General features: G+C 60.9%; 23 protein-coding genes, 1 tRNA gene and 1 pseudogene. 13 read left to right on the top strand and 12 right to left on the bottom strand.

What is annotated here, in order from left to right; translation table 11 throughout:
- Positions 1-49 precede the first annotated feature (49 nt).
- Positions 50-1303, top strand: coding sequence for a DNA polymerase IV (locus tag ROG8370_RS16840; RefSeq protein ID WP_085828331.1), 1254 nt, complete (start codon positions 50-52; stop codon positions 1301-1303).
- A 118-nt stretch (positions 1304-1421) separates the two neighbouring features.
- Here the strand turns inward: ROG8370_RS16840 and ROG8370_RS16835 are convergent, their stop codons facing one another.
- Positions 1422-2285, bottom strand: a complete 864-nt coding sequence (locus ROG8370_RS16835; RefSeq protein ID WP_085828330.1) for an N-formylglutamate amidohydrolase — start codon at positions 2283-2285, stop codon at positions 1422-1424.
- A 147-nt stretch (positions 2286-2432) separates the two neighbouring features.
- Between ROG8370_RS16835 and ROG8370_RS16830 the strand changes: the two genes are divergently transcribed.
- The 3 genes from ROG8370_RS16830 (at position 2433) to ROG8370_RS16820 (ending at position 4099) form a co-directional block, all read left to right on the top strand.
- Positions 2433-2507, top strand: a tRNA-Val gene (locus ROG8370_RS16830).
- A gap of 78 nt (positions 2508-2585) precedes the next feature.
- Entirely contained in the window at positions 2586-2711 is a 126-nt protein-coding gene (gene ykgO, locus ROG8370_RS16825; RefSeq protein WP_008282420.1) for a type B 50S ribosomal protein L36, read from the top strand.
- A 146-nt stretch (positions 2712-2857) separates the two neighbouring features.
- The gene (locus ROG8370_RS16820; protein ID WP_085828339.1) at positions 2858-4099 is read left to right on the top strand and encodes an NAD(P)/FAD-dependent oxidoreductase; all 1242 of its coding nucleotides are present in this window, start codon (positions 2858-2860) and stop codon (positions 4097-4099) included.
- Between the two features lie 115 nt (positions 4100-4214).
- On the opposite strand, the gene ROG8370_RS16815 is transcribed toward ROG8370_RS16820, so the two are convergent.
- Both ROG8370_RS16815 and ROG8370_RS16810 read right to left on the bottom strand, forming a co-directional pair.
- Entirely contained in the window at positions 4215-5849 is a 1635-nt protein-coding gene (locus ROG8370_RS16815; protein WP_085828329.1) for a peptidoglycan-binding domain-containing protein, read from the bottom strand.
- Between the two features lie 18 nt (positions 5850-5867).
- Entirely contained in the window at positions 5868-7088 is a 1221-nt protein-coding gene (locus ROG8370_RS16810) for a phenylacetate--CoA ligase family protein (RefSeq protein ID WP_085828328.1), read from the bottom strand.
- A gap of 131 nt (positions 7089-7219) precedes the next feature.
- Between ROG8370_RS16810 and ROG8370_RS16805 the strand changes: the two genes are divergently transcribed.
- Complete coding sequence (locus tag ROG8370_RS16805) at positions 7220-8068, top strand: hypothetical protein (protein WP_085828327.1); 849 nt, start codon at positions 7220-7222, stop codon at positions 8066-8068.
- A 4-nt stretch (positions 8069-8072) separates the two neighbouring features.
- Here the strand turns inward: ROG8370_RS16805 and ROG8370_RS16800 are convergent, their stop codons facing one another.
- The 7 genes from ROG8370_RS16800 to ROG8370_RS16770 form a co-directional block, all read right to left on the bottom strand.
- Positions 8073-8897, bottom strand: coding sequence for an ABC transporter ATP-binding protein (locus ROG8370_RS16800; protein WP_073198693.1), 825 nt, complete (start codon positions 8895-8897; stop codon positions 8073-8075).
- 108 nt (positions 8898-9005) lie between these two features.
- Positions 9006-10286, bottom strand: coding sequence for an ABC transporter substrate-binding protein (locus ROG8370_RS16795; protein ID WP_085828326.1), 1281 nt, complete (start codon positions 10284-10286; stop codon positions 9006-9008).
- A gap of 81 nt (positions 10287-10367) precedes the next feature.
- Complete coding sequence (locus ROG8370_RS16790) at positions 10368-11444, bottom strand: branched-chain amino acid ABC transporter permease (protein ID WP_085828325.1); 1077 nt, start codon at positions 11442-11444, stop codon at positions 10368-10370.
- The gene (locus ROG8370_RS16785) at positions 11431-11703 is read right to left on the bottom strand and encodes a hypothetical protein (RefSeq protein WP_085828324.1); all 273 of its coding nucleotides are present in this window, start codon (positions 11701-11703) and stop codon (positions 11431-11433) included. Before ROG8370_RS16785 ends, ROG8370_RS16790 begins: the two co-directional genes overlap by 14 nt.
- 4 nt (positions 11704-11707) lie before the next feature.
- Positions 11708-12697 carry a branched-chain amino acid ABC transporter permease gene (locus ROG8370_RS16780; RefSeq protein WP_085828323.1) on the bottom strand — a complete coding sequence of 330 codons (990 nt, stop codon included), beginning with the start codon at positions 12695-12697 and terminating at the stop codon, positions 11708-11710.
- Positions 12698-12792: 95 nt separating this feature from the next.
- Positions 12793-13614, bottom strand: a complete 822-nt coding sequence (locus tag ROG8370_RS16775; RefSeq protein ID WP_085828322.1) for an ABC transporter ATP-binding protein — start codon at positions 13612-13614, stop codon at positions 12793-12795.
- Positions 13611-15554 carry an AMP-binding protein gene (locus ROG8370_RS16770; RefSeq protein ID WP_085828321.1) on the bottom strand — a complete coding sequence of 648 codons (1944 nt, stop codon included), beginning with the start codon at positions 15552-15554 and terminating at the stop codon, positions 13611-13613. Before ROG8370_RS16770 ends, ROG8370_RS16775 begins: the two co-directional genes overlap by 4 nt.
- Before the next feature lie 240 nt (positions 15555-15794).
- On the opposite strand from ROG8370_RS16770, the gene ROG8370_RS16765 reads away from it, so the two are divergent.
- The 3 genes from ROG8370_RS16765 to ROG8370_RS16755 are packed head-to-tail and all read left to right on the top strand — an operon-like array spanning position 15795 to position 19031.
- Entirely contained in the window at positions 15795-16394 is a 600-nt protein-coding gene (locus ROG8370_RS16765) for a 2-hydroxychromene-2-carboxylate isomerase (protein ID WP_085828320.1), read from the top strand.
- A 31-nt stretch (positions 16395-16425) separates the two neighbouring features.
- Positions 16426-18333, top strand: a complete 1908-nt coding sequence (locus ROG8370_RS16760; protein ID WP_085828319.1) for a PAS-domain containing protein — start codon at positions 16426-16428, stop codon at positions 18331-18333.
- The gene (locus ROG8370_RS16755; protein ID WP_085828318.1) at positions 18330-19031 is read left to right on the top strand and encodes a response regulator transcription factor; all 702 of its coding nucleotides are present in this window, start codon (positions 18330-18332) and stop codon (positions 19029-19031) included. Before ROG8370_RS16760 ends, ROG8370_RS16755 begins: the two co-directional genes overlap by 4 nt.
- Here ROG8370_RS16755 and ROG8370_RS16750 read toward each other — a convergent pair.
- Positions 19028-19684, bottom strand: a complete 657-nt coding sequence (locus ROG8370_RS16750) for a LysR substrate-binding domain-containing protein (protein ID WP_085828317.1) — start codon at positions 19682-19684, stop codon at positions 19028-19030. The two genes, ROG8370_RS16755 and ROG8370_RS16750, sit on opposite strands and share 4 nt — an antisense overlap.
- Positions 19685-19998: 314 nt before the next feature.
- Here ROG8370_RS16750 and ROG8370_RS16740 point away from each other — a divergent pair, with 314 nt between their 5' ends.
- Entirely contained in the window at positions 19999-20280 is a 282-nt protein-coding gene (locus ROG8370_RS16740) for a DUF1330 domain-containing protein (RefSeq protein ID WP_085828315.1), read from the top strand.
- A gap of 51 nt (positions 20281-20331) precedes the next feature.
- On the opposite strand, the gene ROG8370_RS16735 is transcribed toward ROG8370_RS16740, so the two are convergent.
- Positions 20332-21519 (bottom strand): hydantoinase/carbamoylase family amidase, encoded by a 1188-nt coding sequence (locus ROG8370_RS16735; protein ID WP_085828338.1) that lies wholly within the window; start codon positions 21517-21519, stop codon positions 20332-20334.
- Positions 21520-21757: 238 nt separating this feature from the next.
- On the opposite strand from ROG8370_RS16735, the gene ROG8370_RS16730 reads away from it, so the two are divergent.
- The 4 genes and pseudogenes from ROG8370_RS16730 to ROG8370_RS21465 all read left to right on the top strand — a co-directional run.
- Complete coding sequence (locus ROG8370_RS16730) at positions 21758-22810, top strand: DMT family transporter (protein ID WP_085828314.1); 1053 nt, start codon at positions 21758-21760, stop codon at positions 22808-22810.
- A 256-nt stretch (positions 22811-23066) separates the two neighbouring features.
- A complete protein-coding gene (locus tag ROG8370_RS16720; RefSeq protein ID WP_085828312.1) occupies positions 23067-23501 on the top strand; it encodes a hypothetical protein in 435 nt (144 codons plus the stop codon).
- On the top strand, positions 23498-24325 hold the full coding sequence (locus tag ROG8370_RS16715) for a relaxase/mobilization nuclease domain-containing protein (protein ID WP_085828311.1): 828 nt from the start codon (positions 23498-23500) through the stop codon (positions 24323-24325). The genes ROG8370_RS16720 and ROG8370_RS16715 overlap by 4 nt, the downstream gene beginning before the upstream one ends.
- 25 nt (positions 24326-24350) lie before the next feature.
- Positions 24351-24474, top strand: a pseudogene (locus ROG8370_RS21465) (IS110 family RNA-guided transposase); the annotation flags it as partial.

Here is a 24474-nt window from a genome sequence, read left to right as displayed (position 1 = left end):
CCACCGGGCGGCTGGCGGAGCGCGGGCATTGGGGTAATATGGCCCCATCATGCCAAGCCTTTGCCGCGATTGCCTTGACCGATTCGACACTGGCGCGCGCTGTCCCACCTGCGGCAGCCCGCGGGTGATTGCGCATGACGAGCTGTTTCAACTTTCCATCGCCCATATGGATTGCGACGCGTTTTATGCCAGCGTCGAAAAGCGCGACAATCCGGAGCTGGCGGACAAGCCGCTTATCATCGGCGGGGGTCGGCGCGGGGTGGTCTCGACCGCCTGTTACATCGCGCGGATTCGCGGCGTGCGCTCGGCGATGCCGATGTTTCAGGCGCTGAAACTCTGCCCCGAGGCGGTGGTGATCAAGCCGCGCATGCAGGTCTATGCCGATGTCTCGCGCCAGATCCGCGCGATGATGCAGGCGCTGACCCCCGCAATCGAGCCTTTGTCGCTGGATGAGGCGTTTCTTGATCTCACCGGCACAGAGCGGCTTCATGGCGCGCCGCCCGCCGTGATGCTGGCAGGGTTGGTGCGCCAGATGCGCAGCGAGCTTGGCCTGACCGGATCAATCGGACTTAGCCATAACAAGTTTCTTGCCAAGATCGCCTCGGACCTCGACAAGCCACAGGGGTTTTCGGTGATTGGCGCGGGCGAAACCGATGCCTTTCTGCGCGACAAACCCGTCAGCCTTATCTGGGGAGTCGGGCAGAGCACGCGCACCGCGCTCAATGCGGCGGGCATTCGCACCTTTGCCGATTTGCTCCGCTGGGAGCGAGAAGACCTGACGGCCCGATTCGGGGCCATGGGCGGGCGGCTCTGGTATCTGGCGCGCGGGCGCGATGCGCGCCGGGTCTCGGCGCATGAGCCGGTGAAATCCATCTCGAACGAGACCACATTTTTCGAGGATACCAAGGACGCCGATATCCTTGACGGGCATTTGTGGCGATTGTCGGAAAAGGTGGCGGATCGCGCCAAGGCCAAAGAGATCGCCGGGCGGGTCGTGACCCTCAAGCTCAAGCGCAGTGATCATTCGCTGATCACCCGCAGGCAGGCCCTGCGCGATGCGACCCAGCTTGCCGATACGCTCTATCGCTCGGCGCGCGGTTTGATGGATCACCTGCCCAAAGGGGCCGCTTATCGGCTGATCGGGGTGGGCCTTTCGGAGCTTGGACCAGAGGCAGGCGCGGATCGCTCTGGCGATCTGCTTGATCCGCAGGCGGTGCAGCGCGGCAAGGCGGAAAAGGCCACCGATCTGATTCGTCAGAAATTTGGCGCGGATGCGATTCTCAAGGGCCGCGCGCTGCGCTGAGAGGTGCGGCCAAAGGCATTGGCATCTACCATCTAAGCCGGATCATGGACCCAGAGGGCGGAATGAGTATTTGGACCAAGAAGAAGGTCACAGCGCTCTGACAACAGGCTTTTGGGGGCTATTCGGCCGCCAACGGCCTGGCCAGGGGGCGGCCAATATCGGCAATCTCGCGAATCACACCGCGCAACAGGGTGCGGAAGGCCTCGAAATTGCCATTCGGGCGGATCAGCCCTTCGTTCATGTAAAGCGCGCGATCAATCTCGATCTGGATGGCGTGGCGGCCCCGCGTGGGGCGGCCATAGGCCTGGGTGATATAGGCCCCGGCAAAGGGGGTGTTGCGCGTCACCACCAGGCCGGTGCGCTGAAAGGCGGCCTCGATCCGGTCGACGATGTCGCTGCTGGCGGCGGCGCCGAAACGGTCGCCGAGCACAACCTCGGGGCGGCGCACACCGCGGCGTGCCACCGCGTCCATCGCCTCGTGCGGCATCGAGTGGCAATCGACGAGAATCGCCTGTCCGAACATCTCGAACGCCTGATCGAGCTGCCCGGCAAGCGCGGTGTGATAGGGCCGCCAATAGGTGTCGATCCGGCGCTTGGCCTCGGCCATCGACAGTTTGCCGGAATAGATCGCCTGACCATTGGCCACGACGCGCGGGATCACCCCAAGCCCAGAGGCCACGCGCGGATTGTGGCCGACCTTGCTCACGCCTTCGATCAGGGCCGGGTCAAGCTCGTCCTCGCTTCGGTTGAGATCGACATAGGCGCGCGGCGCGCCGGCCTTGATGAAGGGGGCGCCGACCTCTGGCACGCTTTCGAACAACTGATCGACAAAGGCATCCTCGGAGGAGCGGACGGAATGCTCGTTAAGCGTGGTGCGACGCAGGAAAGTCCATGGATATTCGCGCCCGCTATGGGGCGAGGCGAACACCACAGAGGTGGTGCGCCGCTCGGGATATGTCAGGTGATAGGCGACCTTTGGCATGACCTCTCCTTGTGAAACCTATAATAGAGTGAAATTGAGGTTCTAAAAGCCCTTGATCCCCCTTCCGACTCCTTTTATAGACCAGCGAACCGGCGCGGACTCCCGCGCCCCTTTTGTTGGGGGGTGTGGGGCCAAGTTGGTATTCATGGGCGATTAGCTCAGTGGTAGAGCACTTCGTTGACATCGAAGGGGTCACAAGTTCGAACCTTGTATCGCCCACCATGAATTCACTGTTCTGCAGCCCGCAGAACGCCCGTAACCAAGGCGCTGGCCCGCGCCGCGACAACTGAGGAGACGACCATGAAGGTTCGTAATTCACTCCGCTCGCTTAAGAATCGGCATCGCGACTGCCGTGTCGTGCGCCGCAAAGGCCGCGTCTATGTTATCAACAAGACGCAGCCCCGGTTCAAAGCCCGCCAGGGCTAAGCCTGCACCCACCTTTTTTGGTGGACGATATCAGCCCCGCCTTTTCGGCGGGGTTTTCTTTTGCACGCACCGGCAACAGCCCACTTGCCGCACGGCCCATCCTCCGGTTAGGTGGCACGGATTGCATTTGCCAGGCGGGCACCCTCATGAGCACCCCACAGAAGATCATCGTCATCGGCGCCGGCATTTGCGGGCTGAGTTCCGCCATTTGGCTGCGCCGCGCCGGGCATGAGGTGACGCTTGTCGACAAGGACGCGCCCGGTGCGGGGGCGTCTTTCGGCAATGCGGGTCTGTTGGCGCAATGGGCGATCGTGCCGGTCAACACCCCCGGCCTTATCAGCACGGGCCTCAAGTATATCGTGAACCCGCGCTCGCCGCTGTTCGTGCAATGGTCGTATTTCCCGCGCCTTTTGCCCTGGCTGATGAAATTCGCCGCCAATGCCAATGACAGCGACACCCGTCGCATGGTGGCCGGAATCCTGCCGATTGTCGGCGACAGCCTTGATCAGCACATCGCCCTGACCCGTGGCACCCGCGCCGCAAAATGGGTCACCGCCAGCGATTTCAGCTATGCCTATGAGACCCGCAAGGCGTTTGACGCCGATGCTTATTCCTGGGCGCTCAAGCGCGAGGCGGGCTATGTGCCCGAGGTTCTGACAGGTGGCGCCGTGCAAGAGGCCGAGCCGATCCTCGGGCCCGCGATCAAATGTCTGGCGACGCTCAAGAGCCATGGGCATATCCTTAACCCCGGCGCCTATATGGCCGATCTGGCGCTTGTGCTTCAGGAAGAGGGCGGCACCTATCAACAGGCCGAGGTGCAAGATATCACCCTGGAAAATGGCCGCATCACCGCGCTTGAGACCAATCGCGGCGCCATGCCCTGCGATCACGCGGTTCTGGCCGCCGGGATCTGGTCCAAGCCTTTGATGCAGAAACTTGGCCTCAAGGTGCCGCTTGAGGCCGAGCGCGGCTATCACCTGCATTTTACCGGGCCAAGCCAGATGCCCAACAACCCTATGATGATCGCCAGCGGCAAGTTTGCGGTGAACCCGATGGTGCATGGGCTGCGCTGTGCGGGGACGGTGGAACTGGGCGGGATCACGGCGGGGCCATCCCGCGCGCCGCTTGATCTTATCCGGCGCGGGGTCGCGCGCGCCTTTCCCGAGATGCGCCATGAGGGGGTCGAAGAATGGATGGGCTTTCGCCCCTCGACGCCCGATAGCCTTCCGCTGATTGGTGAAATTGGCCAGACCGGCGTGCATGCGGCCTTTGGCCATCAGCATGTCGGCCTGACCGCAGGGCCCAAGACCGGGCGCATCGTCGCCGACCTGATCAGCGGCAAACGCCCCAATATCGACCTTGCGCCCTATAGCGCGAACCGGTTCTAGAGCATGTTGCTCAAAAGTGGGAACCGGCTTTGAGCTTCTCGAACATGCGCACTCAATACGTTAGAGCATGTCGCGTGAATTCGAATGCATGCGACACGCTCTAGGCGCCCAGGGATCAGCGCCCGCCCATGAGTTGCACCATCGTCGCGCGTGAAATGTAACCGGTGACCGGCAATTGGCGGTGACGCTGAAAGCGGCGGATCGCCTGGCGGGTTTCTTCGGTGAACTGGCCATCTGCAGGGCCGGGTTTGGCGCCGAGTTGCTCAAGCCGTCGTTCGATCAAAACGCGGGCGACTTTTGCGCCGGTAAACTGGCGCTCTTCATTGCGGGCCGCTTCAATTGCGTCGGCATTGCTCACGGCCTCTTGCAGGGCTCTGATCCGGTCGCGCGCGGCATCGGCAAAGCCGCTCTCGGGATAGCGGCGCAGGAAGGCATCATAGGCCTCGCGGGTGTCGGCGGTGCGCGCGCCATCCCAGGCCTCGCGTTCCTGACGATCGGTTTCGGCGCGCCGTTCCTGTTCAAACTCGTCAAGCCGCGCGCGGGCGACGTTGGAAAACGCGCCGTCGGGATAGCGGCCAAGATAGGCGCGCAAGCCCGCCTCGTCGCCGTTGCGCCCGGTGTTGCGCCAATAAGCGCGGTCGCGGCGGTCTTCCTCGATCTGACGTTGGCGGGCCTCTTCTTCGATTTCGCGGGCACGCGCGGTCGCCTGCTGGCGCAATTGCGCGAGGGTGTCGGCGTCAAGATAGCCAGACGGGTTAAGGCCGTTTGCACGTTGCCAGCCGGTGACCGCAGCGCGGGTGCCACGCCCGAAAAGACCGTCGATACCGCGCGGATCGAACCCCAAAAGCGACAGGTTTCGCTGAATTTCACGCCGCGCCTCGCGATTGAGCTTGAGCGCCGCCTCGCCGTCGCGCGCCGCGCGTTCCGGCGCATCACGCAGCCAGTCGATACGCTCGCGCGCCTTTGAAAGATAGCGCCCGGCGGGATAGGCGCGGACATAAGCGTCATAGGCGTCGGCGGTTTCAACCGCCTGAACCCCCTGCCAAAACCCATCCTCGCGGGCCTCTGCGAGAGCGGCCTCGCTGACCATCGCAGGCCCCGCGCCCATCAGCCCGGTGTCCTCAGAGAGATCCCCCGAGAGGTTGACGCCACGCGGCGCGGCGCGCGCCACCTCGGCAAAGCTGGTGTCGGGCACAAGCAACCCGTCGCGCAGAACGCCGATCAGCCCGCCAAATGGACCGCTGGCATAGGTCACGCCTTCGGCCTCGGTCAAACCGGCAAGACCGGCCGTAAGGCCCGAGGCCACCTTAAGATTTTCAGTCGGAGCAAGCAGGATCACCGCAGGGCCATCCACCCCCGCCGCAATTGCCGACAGCGCATTGAGTGACAGACCGGCGGCGCCAATCCCAAGGCGGCTAACCGATCCGGTTCCGGCGGGCAAAAGCCAGCTGTCCTGACCATCCCCGGCCATTGGCCCGGTTGCGAGGATCAGCAAGCGCTCGACCTCTCCGCCCGCGATATCCGCCTCGATGCCAAGGGCCGCCGCGCGCATCGCGCCCATATTGCCACCATCCGGGGCAAGCACGTCAAACCCGGCCTCCGTCAGGGCCGCCTCAAGATCAAAGGCCACCGCAGAGCGCCTTTCGCTACTGCTGCGCGCATCAAGCACCAAAGCAAGGTCAGCGGCCAGAACCGGCCCTGTCAAAACGGCCAGCCAGAGGCCCGCGATCCATCCCAAGCCTCGTCTCATAGCGCTGATCCTTTCGACTCACTCGTAGGTGCGTTGATCTTCTATCACTTTGCCATCGTTTGGAAGGCTGCCCTTGGCGACCACCTCGATCCGGCCCTTGAGCTTGAGCGTTTCGGCCACCGCATCGGCAAAGGCATCACCATTCTCGGCGTCGGTCTCGATCTTGACGGTCATCACATCGGCCTCGCCTTCGCGGCTGGCGATGACGCGGGCGCGCGCGATCCCGGCATGCCCGGCGACAAGCGCCGCAACCTGCTCGGGGCGCACGAACATGCCCTTGATCTTGGTGGTCTGATCGGCGCGCCCCATCCAGCCCTTGATGCGAGTATTGGTACGCCCACAGGGGCTTTCCCCCTCCATCACCGCGCTCAGATCGCCGGTGGCGAAACGGATCAGCGGATAGTCGGGGTTGAGCGTGGTCACCACGACCTCGCCGACCTCGCCGGGGGCAACCGGGTTGCCGGTGCCGGGGGTGACGATCTCGACGATCACGCCCTCATCGACAATCATCCCCTCCTGCGCGGGGCTTTCATAGGCGATATTGCCAAGATCGGCCGTGGCATAGCATTGCAGACAGGCGATGCCGCGCTCGCCGTATTCGCTGCGCAGCGACGGGAACAGAGCGCCGCCGCCAACCGCCGCGCGGGTGATCTTGAGCGGCAGGCCAAGCTCGTCAGCCTTGTCGAGAATCACCTTGAGATAATCCGGCGTACCGGCATAGGCGGTGACCCCCACGTCATGCGCGGCGCGTGCCTGAAGCTCGGTCTGCCCGGTGCCCGCAGGCAAGACCGCCGCCCCGACCGCGCGCGCACCGTTTTCAAAGATCATGCCGGCCGGCGTCAGGTGATAGCCGAAACAGTTCTGCACGATATCACCCTTGCCAATCCCGCAGGCATGCAAAAACCGGCCCATCCGCCACCAATCGTGATCGGTGCCTCCGGGTTCATAAATCGGTCCAGGGGATTGGAAAATATGGGAAAATCCATGCGCAGGCCGTGTTGTCAGCCCGCCAAAGGGCGCCGCATTGCCCTGTGCCCGCCCCAGATCGGATTTGCGCAGGACCGGCAATTGGGCCAGATCGGCAATGGTCGTGATCGCCGCCGCGTCGATTTCCCTGAGGGTCTCGCCATAGCCCGGCAAGGCCTGAGCCGCCGCGATTTGCGCGGGCAATGCGCGGGATATCGCCTCCGCTCTCTCCTCAGGGTTGCGCGCCTCAAGATCATCGAAATACTGGGTCATGGTAATATCCTCTGCCTGTCGCCTTACGTTGCGACAGCTTGACCAATTGATTGGAATCGCCTTTTAGGCGAAACCCCGCATACCATCGTATACAAATGATACGGTGACGCATTAGTTCCGAGGGCCCGACCATGAGCGAAACGCAGCTGTCCACCGCACCCGATCAGGTCAACCTTGATTGCCGGATAAGATTTGACGACAGCCTGCACATCATGGAGGCCGATTTTTCCGACTTTCATTTTGACAGCAGCGAAGTGGTCAACCGCTTTTATGACCGCCTTGAACACCGCATCGCCGAGACCGGCGAAGAGCTTTGGTTCTTTTTGGTCAACCTCAACGACACCCGGATCGACCCGACCGCCTGGACCGCCTATTCGCGGCGCGGCCGCGCGCTCAACATGGCGCATTCCATGGGCTCGGTCCGCTTTGATGCCTCTGATGTCACCCGCCGCCAAATCGAGCGCGCGGCCAATACCGAGGCGTTTGATCCCAACCTGTTCTCGGATCGCGACGCCGCCATTGCCCGCATCAAGACCTTGCCCAGCAAACGCCGCAAGCGGTTGCTCCACGAGGCCAACCATTCCCGGGCCGATTTCGTCGCCCGCCTGTCGTTTGACCCCGCAACCGTGATTATGGATGTCGATTTCTCGCATTTCACCTTTCACCACAGTAAGGACGTCAACGACTTTTACGACTACATCGAAGAGCGGATCAAAGAGAGCGACCGCAAATGGTTCTTTCTGGTCGACATGAACGCCTGTCAGATCCTGCCTGCGGCCTGGATCCAATACGCCCACCGCGGCAAACGCCTTAACATTGCGGCCTCTCTGGGCTCGGTGCGCTATGCCGCCGGATCGGAAACCGAGGCCGACATTCGCCTGCGGGCGGAAAGCCAGGGCTTTCGCCCCAACATTCGCAATACCCGGCAAGAGGCGCTCGATCTGATCGAGGAGTTGAGAGCAGAGCTGATGCAAGGCTGACCTCTTAGCTCAGCCAACGCTTACGACGGCGATAGCTGCGCACATCGCGGAACGATTTGCGGCCCTCGTCCGACACCCCAAGGTAGAATTCCTTCACGTCCGGGTTCTCGCGCAGACTTGCCGCAGGGCCATCCATCACCACGCGCCCGGATTCAAGGATATAGCCATAGTGGGCAAAGCGCAGCGCCACGTTGGTGTTCTGCTCAGCCAGAAGAAAGGTATAACCCTCTTCCTCGTTGAGCGTCTTCACGATGTTGAAAATCTGCTCCACAAGCTGCGGCGCAAGGCCCATGCTTGGCTCATCCAGCAGGATCGTCTCGGGGCGGCTCATCAGGGCGCGCCCGATGGCAACCATCTGCTGCTCGCCCCCCGAGGTATAGCCCGCCTGGCTTTTGCGCCGCTCTTTCAGGCGCGGAAAATATTCATAGACCTTGTTCAGATCCTCGTCGATCTCGCCCCGCGACGAGCCGCGCGTATAGGCGCCGGTCAAAAGGTTTTCCTCGACCGTCAGGTGCTCGAAACAGTGACGCCCTTCCATCACCTGAATGACACCTTTTTTCACAAGATCAGAGGGCATCAGATCCTGCACGCGTTCGCCGCGATACATGATGCTGCCCTTGGTGACCTCGCCACGTTCGGACTTGAGCAGGTTCGACACGGCCTTGAGCGTCGTGGTCTTGCCCGCGCCATTGCCCCCCAAAAGGGCCGTGATCCCGCCTTTCGGCACCTTAAGGCTAACACCCTTCAGAACAAGGATGACGTGATTGTAGATCACCTCGATATTGTTGACCTCAAGTAGGGTCTCGTCACTCGGTCCTGCATCCAACATCCCGTGTCTCCGTCCCGGTCGGGCACTCGGCCCTGCTTTCATCGTTCGAAAAATACTCAAAATCCCCCGGCCACCGCAGATACCGCGGCCGGGGAAAAGATCACTGGCTTAGCAGCCCGGCGTGATGCCGTTCTCGGCGGCATAAGCGGCCGAATCTTCTGCAATCAGCGGCGCCAGGATTTCCTGATCCGACTGGAAGTAATCGGTGATCAGGTTCCATTCTTTCGCTGCGGCATCCCACTGCGCCACGGCACCAAAGCCGTCGCCACCGTGGTTTTCGCACGACACCTTGAACTCGGGGCCGAATTTCGGAAGGCCAAGGGCGGCCATCTTCGCTTCGGTCATCTCAAGGTTTTCCATGCCATCGCGCATCATCGCAGGGGTGATCGCGGTGGTGCCATGCATGTCCTGCGCGGTTTTCGCCGCCTCGGCTGCCAGCATCGCGGCATACATGCCCCGGTTATAAAGCGCGGTGCCAAGCTGATCGCCGGCCCCGGCTGTTTTGCCGGTATCCACAACGTATTTCTTCAAATCCGCGTAGAACGGATAATCGCTGCCAAGGTTGTGGAAGGTCAGCGCCTTATAGCCATTCGCGCCGTCGCCCGCAGGCAGCACGTCGTTTTCCGAACCCGACCACCAGATACCGATGAAGTTTTCCATCGGGAAACGGATGTTCACGGCTTCCTGAACGGCAACCTGGTTCATCACGCCCCAGCCCCACATCAGCACGTAATCCGGCTTTTCGCGACGGATCTGGAGCCATTGCGATTTCTGCTCCTGACCGGGGTGGTCAACGGGCAGAAGGGTCAGCTCGTAGCCGTGCTTCTTGGCAAGCTCTTCCAAGGTGCGGATCGGCTCTTTGCCATAGGCAGAGTTGTGATAGACCAGCGCGATTTTCTTGCCGCTGATGTCGCCACCGTTGATGTCAAGAATATGCGTGACCGCGTGGCTTGCCCCATCCCAATAGTTGGCGGGATAGTTGAAGATATTGGTGAACACCTTGCCGTTCTTGGCCGAGGTCCGGCCATAGCCCATCGAGTGCAGCGGAATGTTGTCCGAGGTCACCTTGGGGATCAGCTGATAGGTGATGCCGGTCGACAGCGGCTGATAGACAAGCGCGCCCGAGCCTTTGGTCGACTCGTAGCATTCCACACCTTTTTCGGTGTTATAGCCGGTCTCGCATTCAACGATATTGACCTTCTCGCCATTGATGCCGCCATCCCGCTCGTTGAGCAGGGTGAAGTAATCAATATAGCCATCCGCAAACGGAATGCCGTTGGCCGCATAGGGCCCGGTGCGATAGCTCAGCGCGCTGAACGTCAGGTCCGCCAGCGCCGGTCCTGCGGCCATCACGGCCGCGATCGCGGCAGTTGCCAGTTTAAGTTTCATCGGTTTAGTTCCTCCCTTGGATTTTTCCGATATTGCGTAGGGTGCGTATTTTATGGCGCACCACACGTTCCAGACCTGCCCCTAGTGTGGGAAAGGCCAAAGTCTCAGTTTTTCCTTGGTCACGCGCCACAATTGGGCAAGCCCGTGTGGTTCCGCGATCAAGAAGATGATGATCAGCGCGCCAACGATGATGAACTCAAGGTGCGCCGCAAGGTCGGTCGGCCATCCAAGACCGCCAACAAGCGTGTTCTTGAGAAGCACCGGCAACAGCACAAGGAATGCCGCGCCCGCAAAGCTTCCGAAGATCGAGCCAAGCCCGCCGATGATCACCATGAACAGCACGAGGAAGGATTTGTTGATGCCAAACACCTCACCCACTTCGACCGCGCCAAGATAGACCGAAAAGAACAGCGCGCCCGAGATACCGACAAAGAAAGAGCTTACGGCAAAGGCCGTCAGCTTGGCCTTGAGCGGGTTCACCCCGATGATCTCGGCGGCGATATCCATGTCGCGGATCGCCATCCATTTACGCCCCGCCATGCCCCGCGTCAGGTTGCGGGCGATGATCGCACAGACCGTCACGAAGACAAGGCAGAACAGATAGGCCGCCCAGGGCGCGGTTTCGGCACCGGTGATCGGCACGCCGAGAACGGTGCGCTCGGGCGCGGAAATCTGGCCCGAGGCCGAATAGTTGTAAAACCACGGCACACGGTTGAACAGCCAGACCAGAAAGAACTGTGCCGCCAACGTCGCCACCGCAAGGTAAAAGCCCTTGATGCGCAGCGATGGCAGGCCAAACAGAACCCCCACCACGGCCGTGATCACCCCCGCCAGAATGACATGGATGAACATGCTGACATCCGGGAAGGACGTCATCAGCTTATAAACCGCATAGGCGCCCACGGCCATGAAACCGCCGGTGCCAAGGCTGACCTGCCCGCAATAGCCCACAAGGATATTCAGGCCGATGGCGGCAATCGCGTAGATCAGGAACGGCAGGAAAACCGCGTTGACCCAATAGTCGTTGATGACAAACGGCACCACGGCAAAGGCGAATACCAGAACCGCGTAATAGCGATAGCGGTCAAACTTGATCGGAAAGGTCTGGTTGTCCTCGGTATAGGACGTCTTGAAGTCACCTGCTTCACGATAGAACATTTCTGGTCACCTCCCCATAGGTATCAATCTCGTCGTCGCGCTTGTTTGCGCGGTTGGGCCGTTTGGCATAGCCGGTCTCTTCGGAATGGCGCACCAGCCAGAAAAACGCGAGCATGCCCAAACCGCCGCCCATGGCCGCGAGGATCGCGGCGGTGACCATCTGGCCGGTGGCATTGATATCAGAAGACAGCGCGAGATAGCCAAAGGCCCAGAACCCACCCCATGCGATGACATTGACGATAGCAATCAGCTTTTGCATGGCGTCACACCCGCTCGATTATCTTCTCGCCGAACAGACCCTGAGGCCGGAACACGAGGAAGATGAGCGCCAGAACATAGGCGAACCAGATTTCGGTCGCGCCGCCCAGATAGGGCGCGCCGATTGCGAATTCGAACACCTTTTCACCGACGCCGATGATCAGACCGCCGACGATGGCGCCGGGGATCGAGGTAAACCCGCCCAGCATCAGCACCGGAAGTGCCTTGAGCGCGATCAACGAGAGCGAGAACTGAACCCCCGATTTGGTGCCCCACATGATCCCGGCAACAAGGGCGACAAAGCCCGCAAGCGACCAGACCATGACCCAGATGAAGTTGAGACTGATGCCAACGCTAAGCGCCGCCTGATGGTCATCGGCCACGGCGCGCATGGCGCGGCCCTGCTTGGAATACTGCGCAAAGATCACCAACACGATCACCAGAAGCGCCGCCACAACCGTGGCCACAACATCAAGGTTGTCGATGAAAAAGCCGTATCCGAAGATGTTATAGGTCACCTCGTCGATGAACGGGTTAAGGCCCTGCGGCAGGCCGACATCAAGCTTCTTGATGTCGCTGCCCCACATCATGTCGCCAAATCCCTCAAGGAAATAGGCCAGACCGATGGTCGCCATGAACAGGATGATCGGTTCCTGATTGACCAGATGGCGAAAGATCAACTGGTTGACGACCCAGGCCATCGCCACCATCACCACCATGGTTAACAAAATCGCCAGCAAGGCCGGCACATGCCATCCGAAATGATGCACTTCGGTGCCGAAGATCGCGTTGATCAGGTGGCTGAAGGGCACCTGCCCTTCCATGATCCCGACAAGCGTCAGCGCCGCGAAAAGCGCCATGACGCCCTGGGCATAGTTGAAAATTCCGCTCGCCTTGAAGATCAGAACAAAGCCAAGCGCGACGAGCGCATAAAGCACCCCCGCCATGAGGCCGTTCAAAAAGACCTCCATTCCCCATATCAGCTGTTCAGGCATGGCTACGGTCTCCGTTCAATGCAATTTTCACCCGGCGCGCCGGGGTGGGTGGGTGGGCGGCGTGCCGGGTGAAAATCCCGGCCTCTGTCAGAACCTCAATCATGGGCAACCCCAAGATAGGCGTCGATCACATCCTGATTGTTGCGCACCTCGTCGGGTGTGCCGTCACCGATCTTCTTGCCGTAATCCATCACGACCACGCGGTCGCTCAGATCCATCACGACGCCCATGTCGTGCTCGATAAGCGCGATTGTGGTGCCAAACTCGTCGTTCACATCCAGAATAAAGCGGCTCATGTCCTCTTTTTCCTCGACGTTCATGCCCGCCATTGGCTCGTCGAGCAAAAGGATCGACGGTTCTGCCGCCAGCGCCCGCGCCAGCTCGACCCGCTTTTTCAACCCGTAAGGCAGACGCCCGACCGGGGTTTTGCGGATGTGCTGAATTTCAAGAAAGTCGATGACCTTTTCCACGACGGCGCGGTTTTCAACCTCTTCGCGCTCGGCCTTGCCTTTCCAGATCGCCTGTGAGAAAAGCCCGGCTTTCATCTCGCGGATACGGCCGGTCATGACGTTGTCGAGAACGGTCATGCCCTCGAACAGCGCGATGTTCTGAAAGGTCCGCGCGATGCCCTGTTGGGCCACCTCGAAGGGTTTCATCGGCGGGCGGCGTTCGCCCTTGTACCAGACCTCGCCCTCTTGCGGATTGTAAAAGCCCGAGATCACGTTGAGCATGCTCGACTTGCCGGCGCCATTGGGGCCGATGATGGCGCGGATTTCGCCCTGACGGATGTCAAAGCTGATGTCCTTGATCGCCACCACACCACCGAAACGCAGGGTGATGTTCTTCATCTCCATCACCACGCCGCCGATCTTGCGGCCATCTGCGGTGGTGTAACCCTCTGGTGTCATATCATTCATTCTGCTGCCACCTTTACGTCTGGTACATCTGCAACCGCCGCGTCGCGGATCGTCAGCGTCGCGCTGATCGAGCCCTTGCGCCCATCTTCATAGGTCACTTCGGTTTCGGTGTAGATTTCGCTCGATCCGTCATAAAGCGCGTCGATCAGATCCTTGAACTTATCCTCAACAATCCGGCGGCGCACCTTGCGGGTGCGAGTCATTTCGCCGTCATCTGCATCAAGTTCCTTGTGCAGGATCAGGAAGCGGTTGACCTGACAATGCGACAGCATCGGGTCATCCGCCAAAGAGCGGTTGACCTCTTCCACATGCGCCTGAATGGCATCAAGCACCATCGGATGCCCGGCCAATTCCTGATAGGAGGCATAGCCGATATTGTTGCGCTCGGCCCAGTTGCCGACCGCCGTCAGGTCGATGTTGATAAAGGCCGTGCAGGCCTCGCGCTCGTTGCCAAAGACCACCGCCTCAAGGATGTTGGGGTAGAACTTGAGCTTGTTTTCGACGTATTTCGGCGCGAACAGGCGGCCGTCGGCCATCTTGCCGACATCCTTGGCGCGGTCGATGATGCGCAGGTGGCCGTTGTCCTTGTCAAAAAAGCCGGCATCGCCGGTCGCGACCCAACCTTCGGGGTCTTTGGTGTCGGCGGTGCTTTCGGCGTTCTTGTAGTAATATTCAAACGTGCCGGGGCTGCGATAGAACACCTCGCCATTGTCGGCGATGCGAATTTCGACGCCGGGTGCCGGCACGCCCACGGTATCGCTGCGCACCTCGCCATCGGGTTGCAGGGTGATAAACACCGAGGCTTCGGTCTGGCCGTAAAGCTGTTTCAGGTTGATGCCCAAAGAGCGATAGAAATCAAAGATTTCCGGGCCGATCGCCTCGCCCGCAGTATAGCCGACGCGCACCCGGCCAAGGCCAAGCGTGTCCTTGAGGGGGCCATAGACAAACAGATTGCCAAGCTTGTACTTGATCCGGTCCCAGAGGCCCACCTCTTTGCCGTCAAGAATGGCCGGGCCAACCTTGCGGGCATGCGCCATGAAGGTATCAAACAGCCACTTCTTCATGCGGCTGGCGTCTTCCATGCGGATCATCACGTTGGTGAGCTGGGTTTCAAACACCCGCGGCGGGGCAAAGTAATAGGTCGGGCCGATTTCGCGCAGGTCGGTCTGCATCGTTTCGGCGCTTTCGGGGCAATTGACGCAGAAGGCGCACCAATAGGCCTGACCGATGGAAAAGATGAAATCGCCGACCCAGGCCATCGGCAGATAGGCCAGAACCTCTTCGCCCGCGCCAAGGTGATCGAAATCCGAAGACGAACGGGACGCCTCGATGATATTGCGGTTGCTGAGAACAACGCCCTTGGGCTTGCCGGTGGTGCCCGAGGTGTAAAGCATCACGCAGATGCTGTCATACTTCAGCTTTTCGCGCCGCGCCTTGAGATCGGTGATGAATTCTTCGCGCGCAGCTCGGCCCTGCTCCTGAATATGGCTGAACTGATGTAGTTTGTGATGGTCATATTTGCGCAAGCCACGCGGATCGACATAAATCATGTGCTCAAGCTGCTTAAGCCCGCCCTGAACCTCGATAAGCTTGTCGACCTGCTCTTGGTCCTGAACGATGGCAAAGCGCGCGCCGCAATGCTCCATCACATAGGCCATCTCGTCGGCGGCGGCGTCCTGATAAAGCGGCACGGGGATGGCACCCACCGATTGCGCGGCAACCATCGCCCAATAGAAATGCGGGCGGTTGCGGCCGATCACGGCAATGAAATCGCCCTCGTTGACGCCAAGATTGATCAACCCAAGCGCAAGCGCCTCGATCTCTTTCTCGGTTTCGGACCACGTCCAGCTCTGCCAGATTCCGTATTCCTTTTCCCGATAGGCGGATTTGTCGCCATACTGGGTCGCGTTACGTTGCAACAGCGCCGGAATGGAATCCATTCCGCCGGTCGCCTGAGACGGCTGTGCCAAATTTTATCCTCCCATATGTTCGCGATGCGAACAGATGACCGCCTTGGGGCGATTCTTTCCTCACCCAAAGGGTGCTTGTTTCATGGTCGCCGTCAACTTTTTCCTGAACATTTCCCAAATCTTACGAATTGTAACAAGCGGTCCGATCCGCTTGACATGCCGCAGCCTGCGCCGGAAACGTGACATGTCACCCCCGTTGCAAGAGGCCGCATGCCCCAACCGCGCATAGAATTCTGGTTCGATTTCGCCTCGACCTATTCCTATCTCAGCGCGATGCGTCTTGGCCCGCTGGCGCGCGCGGCGGGTGTCGAGGTGTCATGGCGACCGTTTTTGTTGGGACCGATCTTTGCCGCGCAGGGCTGGACCACCTCGCCGTTCCGGATCTATCCCGCCAAGGGCCGCTACATGTGGCGCGACATGGCGCGTCGAACACAAGCGCTTGGCTTGCCGCTGAAAGAGCTCGACAACATGCCGCAAAATAGCGTGCTGGCCGCACGGGTGGCGCAGCTTGCGCTTGGCACCACACAGGGCGTTGCATTCTGTCGCTCGGTGTTTGCCGCCCAGTTCGGTCAGGGCCGCGACATTGCCGAGGCGGCGGTGATCAGGGACTGTCTTGAGAGCACCGGCCTGCCCTGTGATCTGATCGACCGGGCCGGGCAGGATGACAACCGGCTGATCCTGCGCCGCAGCACCGAAGAGGCCATGGCGCGCGGACTCTTTGGCGCGCCGAGTTTTACCGTCGGAGATGAGCTTTTCTGGGGCGATGACCGGCTTGAAGAGGCCTTGGCCTGGACCACCCGGCATGCTTAGATCAAACGCCAGACAGCGGGGCGACAGCTAGATGCAGCCAAACAGCGGCCAGACCCAGGAAATGACAAGTGCCGGGCTGAATCTCATTCAGCAGGCCCTGACGATCTATGACCACGATCTGCGGCTGGTGGTCTGCAACCGCCGCTTTCAGGAAATGTTCGACCTGCCGCAGGTTCTTGTGACGCCGGGCGCCGATTTCTCTGACACGATCCGCTATCTGGCCGAGCGCGGCGATTATGGCGATGTCGGCGATCTCGACGGCTTTGTGCAAACCCGCGTCGAACAGGCCAGCGCGTTCGAGCGTCATTACATGGAACGCACCCGCGCCAATGGCCGCACCATCAGCGTCGAAGGCTCGCCCCTGCCGCAGGGCGGATGGGTGACGGTCTATACCGATATCAGCCGTGCCAAACAGCAAGAGGCGCTGTTGCGGGGCCGCTCCGAAGAACTCTCGGATCAGCTTTTGACCTATTCCGAGGAATTGGCCGCCACCAACCGCCAGCTAGAGGCGACCGTGACCGCCCTCGAAGAGGCCAAGCGCCAGATCACCGAGGCCGAGGCCCGCGCACGCCTGACCGCCGAGATGATGCCGGCCCATATCGCGCATGTCGGGCCCGACCGCTGTTACACCTATTCCAACCGCCGCCTGACCTCGGTGATGCCCGGATCAAAACCCGAAATCATCGGCGTGCACGCCGCCGAAGTGCTCGGGGTCCAACCCTGGTCGGTGATCGGCCCACAGCTTGACAAGGCCTATGCCGACACGCCCTCGGTGTTCGAATTCACCCACGAGCCAAGCTCGCGCCGTATCCGCGTCGCCCTGACACCGGATCAGAGCACTGGGGGGGTCTATATCCTGTCGATGGATATCACCGAAGAAAGCCAGACTCGCGCCGCCCTGCAACAGACCCGGCGGCGCGAGATGGCAGCACAGCTGACCAGCGGGCTTGCGCATGATTTCTCGAACCTGCTCACGATCATTCTGGGCATGCAATCGCGGCTTGGGCGGATGGGGCTTCCGGCGCAGGCGGACGAGCTAATCAATGCGACGCTGGCGGCGGCGCGGCGCGGCGGCGGTCTCTTGCACCGGATCGCCGATATGACCGGGCCGCGCGAGCATGAGCCGGTGCCAACCGATCTTGCGGCCTTTCTGGGCGATCTGGAAACGCTTGCGCGCTCGGCGCTGCCCCCCGGCATCACCCTCAGGATCGACAATCAGGGCGCCGGTGACCGCTATCTTCTGGATGCCGGCATGTTGCAAGATTCGCTGTTGAACCTGTTGCTGAACGCGCGCGATGCCTGTGGCATACGCGGCGCCATCACCCTGACGGCGGCCCCGCTACAGGACACCTGGCTTGAATTCGCGGTCACCGATACCGGCCCCGGCTTTACCCCCGAGGCGCTTGTGCATGCGCTTGATCCGTTCTTTACCACCAAGGGCGGCGAAGGCTCGGGGCTTGGGCTTCCGATGGTTTATGACATGACCAAGCTCGCGGGCGGGCGGATCACGCTTGGCAACACTGAAACGGGCGGGCGCGTCGCACTTAGCCTGCCGTTGCGCCCGGCCGGGGCAACCCGCCCGCCGGGTCTTGTGCTTTTGGTCGAGGACAGCCCCGATCTGCGCAGCACCCTGCGCGACATGCTGCGCAGCGCCGGGCATAGCGTGATCGAGGCGACAAGCGTGGACGAGGCACAGGCGCTGATCGCCGAACTGCAAGAGATTTCCGCAGTGCTGTCCGATATCGTGCTAGAGGGGGACAAGACCGGGCTTGATCTTGCCGCCCTGCCCCGGCGGGCCGATTGCCCGCTTGTTCTCATGACATCGCTTCCGCCCGACGATCCGCTGCACCGTGCGGCCACGCGCGTCGGCCCCGTTCTGCGCAAACCTTTCACCGCGACCCAGCTTGACGCGGCCCTCAACACCGGAGTTCGCCCATGACCGCGCCGCTTGTGACCATTCTCGATGACGAACCCGCGATCCGCACCATGCTGGCGGATGCCCTGAACGAGGCCGGGTTTCGCACCATGGCCTTTGGCCGCGCGACCGAATTCGAGGCGGCGCTGCGATCGACAACGCCGGATGTCTGCCTTGTCGATCTGTCGCTGCCGGATCGTGATGGCCTCACGCTTGTGCATCGCCTTGCGCTTGAACAAGGCGCGACGGTTATCATCATTTCCGGGCGCGCGCAGGTTCAGGACCGGGTGACCGGGCTTGAGCTTGGGGCCGACGATTACATCATCAAACCCTTCGATCCCGCCGAGGTGGTGGCGCGCATCCGCGCCCGCCTGCGCCGGGGCACGCCAAGCCCGCAAAGCGGCGAGACCGCGCGGTTCAACGGCTGGGTGGCGCATTTCGATCGCTATATTCTTGAGGATGAAACCGCCGCCGAAACCCCGTTTTCGCATGCCGAGGGCGAGGTCCTCCGGCTCTTTCTGGAACGGCCCAAGCGGCTTATTTCGCGCCAGACCATGCAAGAGGCGCTTGGCGGCGCCGCCAGCGAGAGCTTTGACAGGGCGATGGATGTGCGCATTTCGCGGCTGCGCACCAAGCTGCGCGAAGACCCCAAGAACCCGCGTTTGATCAAGACGATCTACGGTGCGGGCTATATCTTTCTTGGCGATGTGGTCTGGGGCTAGGCCAGAAATTCGGCACCATGCTCGCGGAAATACGCCTTGAGCAGGACGCGAAACGCGCTGACCTTGGCGCCGGGCCAGACATCGGCATGCGCCACCGCCCAGATCGGCACGTAGGGGGTTGGCTCCATCACCGGCACCTGCACAAGCCCCGGCGTGCCGCGCCCGATGAACATCGGCATGCGCACCACGCCAAGCCCGGCCTGCGCCGCGCCGGTCATCGCGATCATGTCGTCAAACCGCGCCCGCACAAAGCCGCGCGGGTTGCGGGCAAGGGCGGCGGCGGGCACGCCCTTGGTCTGGCTATAGACGATCCAGCCGACCGGATCATCCGGGGCGGCGGCAATGCGACGTGCGACCTCGGGGCTGGCAAAGGCGGCCGTGTGCTGATCGCTCAGCCGCAGGCCGGTCAATGTATCGCCGGGGCTGTCACTGACCCGCACCGCAAGATCGGCGCGGCGACGCCCCAGATCAACAAGGTCATTGGCGGCATTGACCGACAGCTCGACCTCGGGGTGTAGGGTGCAGAATTGGTCGATGACATGCACCAGATGCAGGCTTAGCAAAATCTGCGGCGCGGTGATCACAAGCGGGCCACGCAGGGTTTCATCGCTGCCCTGCAATTGACGCAGCAGAGCGTTCTGATGTTGCTCCATCTGCTCGCCGTGGCGCGCCGCCAAAAGGCCAAGCTCGGTCGGGCGGTAGCCTTCGGTCAGACGCTCGAACAGCTTTTGGCCAAGCGCGGTTTCGGCCCGCGTGATCCGGCGCGCGACGAGTGGTATAATTCACCCCAAGCGTTTGCGCGGCGCGGCCAAGCGTGCCGTCCCGGACCACGGCGAGGATGGTTTTGATGTCTTCCCAGTCAAGCTCCATGACATGCATTATCGCATGTGCGACATGCAAATACACGCGTTTTCGCATGTGGCGTTCGCGTTTATCTAGCGCTCACACCACTCACGGAGACCCGAAAATGATTTATGCCTATGCTGCTTTGACCATCACCAACCCCGAGTCACTTGCCGCCTACCGCGAAAAGGCCGGCGCGGCGCTTGCCCTTTATGGCGGCAGCGTCGTTTCGGCCAGCAAGGACCTGACCGCCCTTGATGGCGCGCCAAGCCTGCCGGACATGGCGGCGATCCTGTCCTTTCCGGATCGCGAGTCCGCGCTTGGCTGGATCAACGATCCAGAGCTGGCGGATGTGCACGCGCTGCGCCGGGGCGCAGGGGGCTCGGATGCGATCCTTTTGGGCTAGGTCGGCGGCTCTTTTTGCGCGCCCGCCGGTCACGGATGACAAGCGGCGCGTCTAGGCCGCCCGCATCGCCGCCCCCGCCAGAACCCTGAGGTCGGCCTCATCGGTATCCTCGCCAAAGGCATGGCTGATGCCGTTGATCGAGGGCACGAACAGCATCGCCGCAGGCATGAGCCGCGCCACATTGGTCGCATCATGCAGCGCCCCCGATTGCATCGACCGCCAGCGACCGGGCACCTCGGCCTCGGCGCTTTCGCGCAACGCCGCCTGAAGCCGCGCATCCATCGCCACCGGTTCAAGCCCAAGCATCGGCCCGAACGTAACCGTCATCTCCATTTCCTTGGCGACCTGCGCAGCGGTGCTGTGGATGATCTCTTCCATCCGGCGCAAACGATCCCTGTCGCCATCGCGCCATTGCATCGAGAACTCTGCCAGCCCCGGCACGATCGAATGCGCATCCGGATGCAGGCGCACGTGCCCGATGGTCCAGACCGTCTGGGGCGTGACAACATTGCGAAACCGGTCGTTGATCATCGCGTTAAAGCGGCCAAGCGCCTGAAACGCATCGCGACGGCGGTGCATCGGCGTGGTGTCGGCATGGTTCTGCTCGCCCTCAAAGGTCATCCGCATATCGCGAATGCCGACGATATCGCTCACAACGCCAACCGCCTCTTGCGCCTCGAATAACCAGGGCCCCTGCTCGATATGCATCTCAAGAAAGCCGGTAAACTGGCCGGGATCGACGAAATCACCCGCCAGATGGGCCATGGCGGCGCGGGCGCTTGCAAAGGTGATGCCCTGCCCGTCGGCCTGTTGATCCGCCACCTCAAGCGCAAGGGCGCCGCCCCAGATCGCGCTTCCGGTGGTGACGCCAAAGCGGCCCTCTTCATCCTGAAACGACACCACCGAGATCGCAGGCCCGCCCGCCTCTTGCGCGGCGCGGGCGATTTCAAGCCCGGCAATCACCCCAAGCGCACCGTCAAGCCAGCCGCCCTCGGGCTGGCTGTCGCTGTGCGAGCCGATCAACAAGGACGGCCCCGCCGCAAGCCCGAAGAGGTTGCCCACCGGATCAAATCGCGGCACCAACCCGGCGGCCTGCATCCGTTCGGCCAGCCATTCACGCGCGGCAATATCGGGCGCCCTAAAGGCCGGGCGCACCACGCCCTTGCCCACCCCCGCCGCGCCAAAGTCGCGCAGTCGGTGCAGGTCGGCCAAAAATCTCTCGGGGTTGACGTTGAGCATCGGCATCCTCCTGTTGTCAGGCACAAAGCTACAGGGGCGGCCGGTCGGGGCCAAGCCCTTCTCCCAACTGTCATGCCCCATGATCCGTTTGGAGAATTTCCGTTTATGCCATAGCAATGGACAAAAGGTTTCAGATCGCCGACGTGATCGTGACCCATTGTGTGACCCCCTTGGCTTGTCTGTGACGCGCCCAAAGTCAATTTTCCCCTAAACCCTTTTCCCGATCAGGACAGAGATCATGAGCCAAGCCAGTACCGAGCCGACCAAAGACATGTCAAAAGCCGTCATGGGGGCGGCGCTCGTCTGGCTGGCGGTGATCGTCTATGCATCGGCGAATTCCATCGTCTCGCTTCTGGCCGATATCGGACGCGAGCACCCAATCATGGGGCGCAATGCCATCACGCTCTGCAACCTGCTGTTTCTCGGCTCGCTTTTGTCGCTCATTCCGATGGTGTTCATGTTCTACAAGGATTGGACGCTGGAAAACCTGCGCAAGCTGACGCGCAGGGATTGGGGCGTGTTGTCCCTGTCGGCGCTGTTGTCCTCGGCTATCACACCGGCGCTGTTCTTTGTCGCGCTCGATTACACGACGGTGACCAACGTGGTGCTGATCGGTCGGATCGAACCGCCGCTGTTTTTGCTGACGGCCTATTTCATCCTTGGAGAAAAGCTTGACCCTTGGGCGTTTGGCGCCGGGCTCATTGCGCTTTGCGGGGCGCTTTTGATGCTGGTGCTGAACAGCGAGGGCATGTCGTTTGAATTTGGCCGTGGCGAGATCGCGACCGTCTTTGCCACCCTGTCCTTTATCGCCTCGACCATCGTCAGCCGGGTCGGCCTTGGCGGCATTCCGCTTGGCATTTTCTCGATCTACCGCACCGTTGTCGGCACGATCATCTATTATTTTCTGGCGATGTACCTTTACGGCGCCCTGCATTTTCAGGATATTTTCGCCTCGATCGTCTGGAAATGGGTCTGGGTTTACGCAGTGATCGTGATCATCATCGGTCAGTTTTCCTGGACGCTTGGCCTGAAGTACGCGCGCTCGGGCGATATCTCGCTGGCGACGTCGTTTTCCCCGGTTGCCGCGCTTGTGATCGCCATGCTGATGCTCGGCGAAGACGCCGGCCTCGGCCTGATCCCCGGAGGCGCGATCATCCTGCTTGGCATCGCCATTGGCCAATTCGGCCGCCTGCGCCGCCAAAAGGCCGAACGCCGCGCCGCGCAGGCCAAAGAAATGGATGTCGACGACATGCTGGAAATCGAGGGACGGGTCAATTTCAAAGGCGCCTGATCACGATGATCAGCGGTCTGGCGTCATATTTGTCTGATTGGCGAAATTGTGCAGGTGAGAGGAGCCCCCTCGAACCAAACCGGCCTCAAGTAGCCAAAGGCTGCGGACCAAGTGGAATGGTGCGCCAAGAGGGAAAAGGATTGCCCCTCCCAGTTCAATGCCCTCAGAGCAGAAGAGCTGAAAAATCTCTTCGATTCCCTTGAGGAATGGGAACGCCATCTCGCACAATTAGACTCGAAGAGTCTGAGGTGCGTCGATGAGAACTTTAGACCATAATTTCAATGAAATAGCGGCATCCGCCGCAAAGCCTGGGGCGGAAACGTCAAAGTATCCGCCACCGTTCTCCATCCGTCTGACGTTCGAAGAACGCGCGAGGCTTGATGCGGATCGCGGGCGCGTTTCTCTTGCTGCCCATATTCGGGAACGGTTATTTGATGACGGTGCCACGCCGCGCAAGAAGCCGGGAAACAGCCCAATTAAAGATGCCGAAGCCTTGGGCAGCGTTCTTGGGGCTTTGGGTGGGTCACGATTATCATCAAATCTAAACCAGCTGGCCAAGGCCGTGAACACAGGGTCGCTTCCGGTCACACCGGAAACTGAAGCTGATCTCGTTGCCGCCTGCGAAGAGGTCAAAGCACTGCGCCTTGATCTCCTTCGAGCGCTAGGTGAATCGCCGGGTGCTGCGCCATGATCCTAAAGGCCAAGGAACGCGGTGATGGTGGTCAGCTGGCGCGATATTTGTTGGCAACGGGTGACAACGAGCATGTCGAGCTTCATGAGGTCTCGGGGTTCGTCAGCGATGAATTACTTGAAGCCTTCCACGAGGCCGATGCCATCGCCAAAGGAACGCGATGCAAGAACCACCTGTTCTCCATGAGTCTGAACCCGCCTGAAGGGGCATATCTGGAAACGGAAGTTTTCGAGCGCGCAGCTGATCAGATCGGGAAGAAGCTCGGCCTAGACAACCAACCGCGTGCAATCGTGTTTCATGAAAAAGATGGCAGACGCCATGCACATGTTGTGTGGTCGCGCATTGATACGGAGAAAATGCGCGCAATCAATATGCCTCACTACAAAACCAAGCTGCGCGATGTTTCGCGTGAGCTCTATCTTGAACATGGCTGGGACATGCCGCGTGGTCTGCAAGATCGCCGTTTGCGTGATCCGCTCAACTTCAGCCGCGAAGAATGGCAGCAAGCAAAACGCGCGGGTGTCGATCCGCGAGAAATCAAAACTCCCCTTCAGCAATGCTGGGCGACTTCCGACAATCGGTCATCGTTTCAGAGCGCTCTCAAGGAACGTGGTTTTTGGCTGGCACGAGGTGATCGACGCGGCTTTGTTGCTGTCGATTATCGCGGCGAGGTCTATTCCCTGTCGCGCTACGCTGGCGTGAAGACTGAACCACTACCGGCTGGCGCCGGTAGGATCAGCGATGTGCTGTTCCAGGTACTGAAGATGGGGTGGTTGCCGCCCTCCCCTGACGGCATCGCAATGTGCCAAGATGGTGGTCTGTAGACCATCTAACGGAGAGGACGGCAAAATGAAGGATACAATGATTGGTGTAGATCTGGCGAAGAGTATTTTCCAGGTTCACGGGGCATTGCTGTCGGGGAAGGAACAATTCCGCAAAAAACTGACACGGCCCCAGTTCTGGAAATTCATGT

The sequence above is a fragment of the Roseovarius gaetbuli genome, from assembly GCF_900172365.1.
Lineage (GTDB): Bacteria > Pseudomonadota > Alphaproteobacteria > Rhodobacterales > Rhodobacteraceae > Roseovarius > Roseovarius gaetbuli.
Note: the sequence above shows the minus strand (reverse complement) of the source record. Positions and strands in the feature narration are given on the sequence as shown.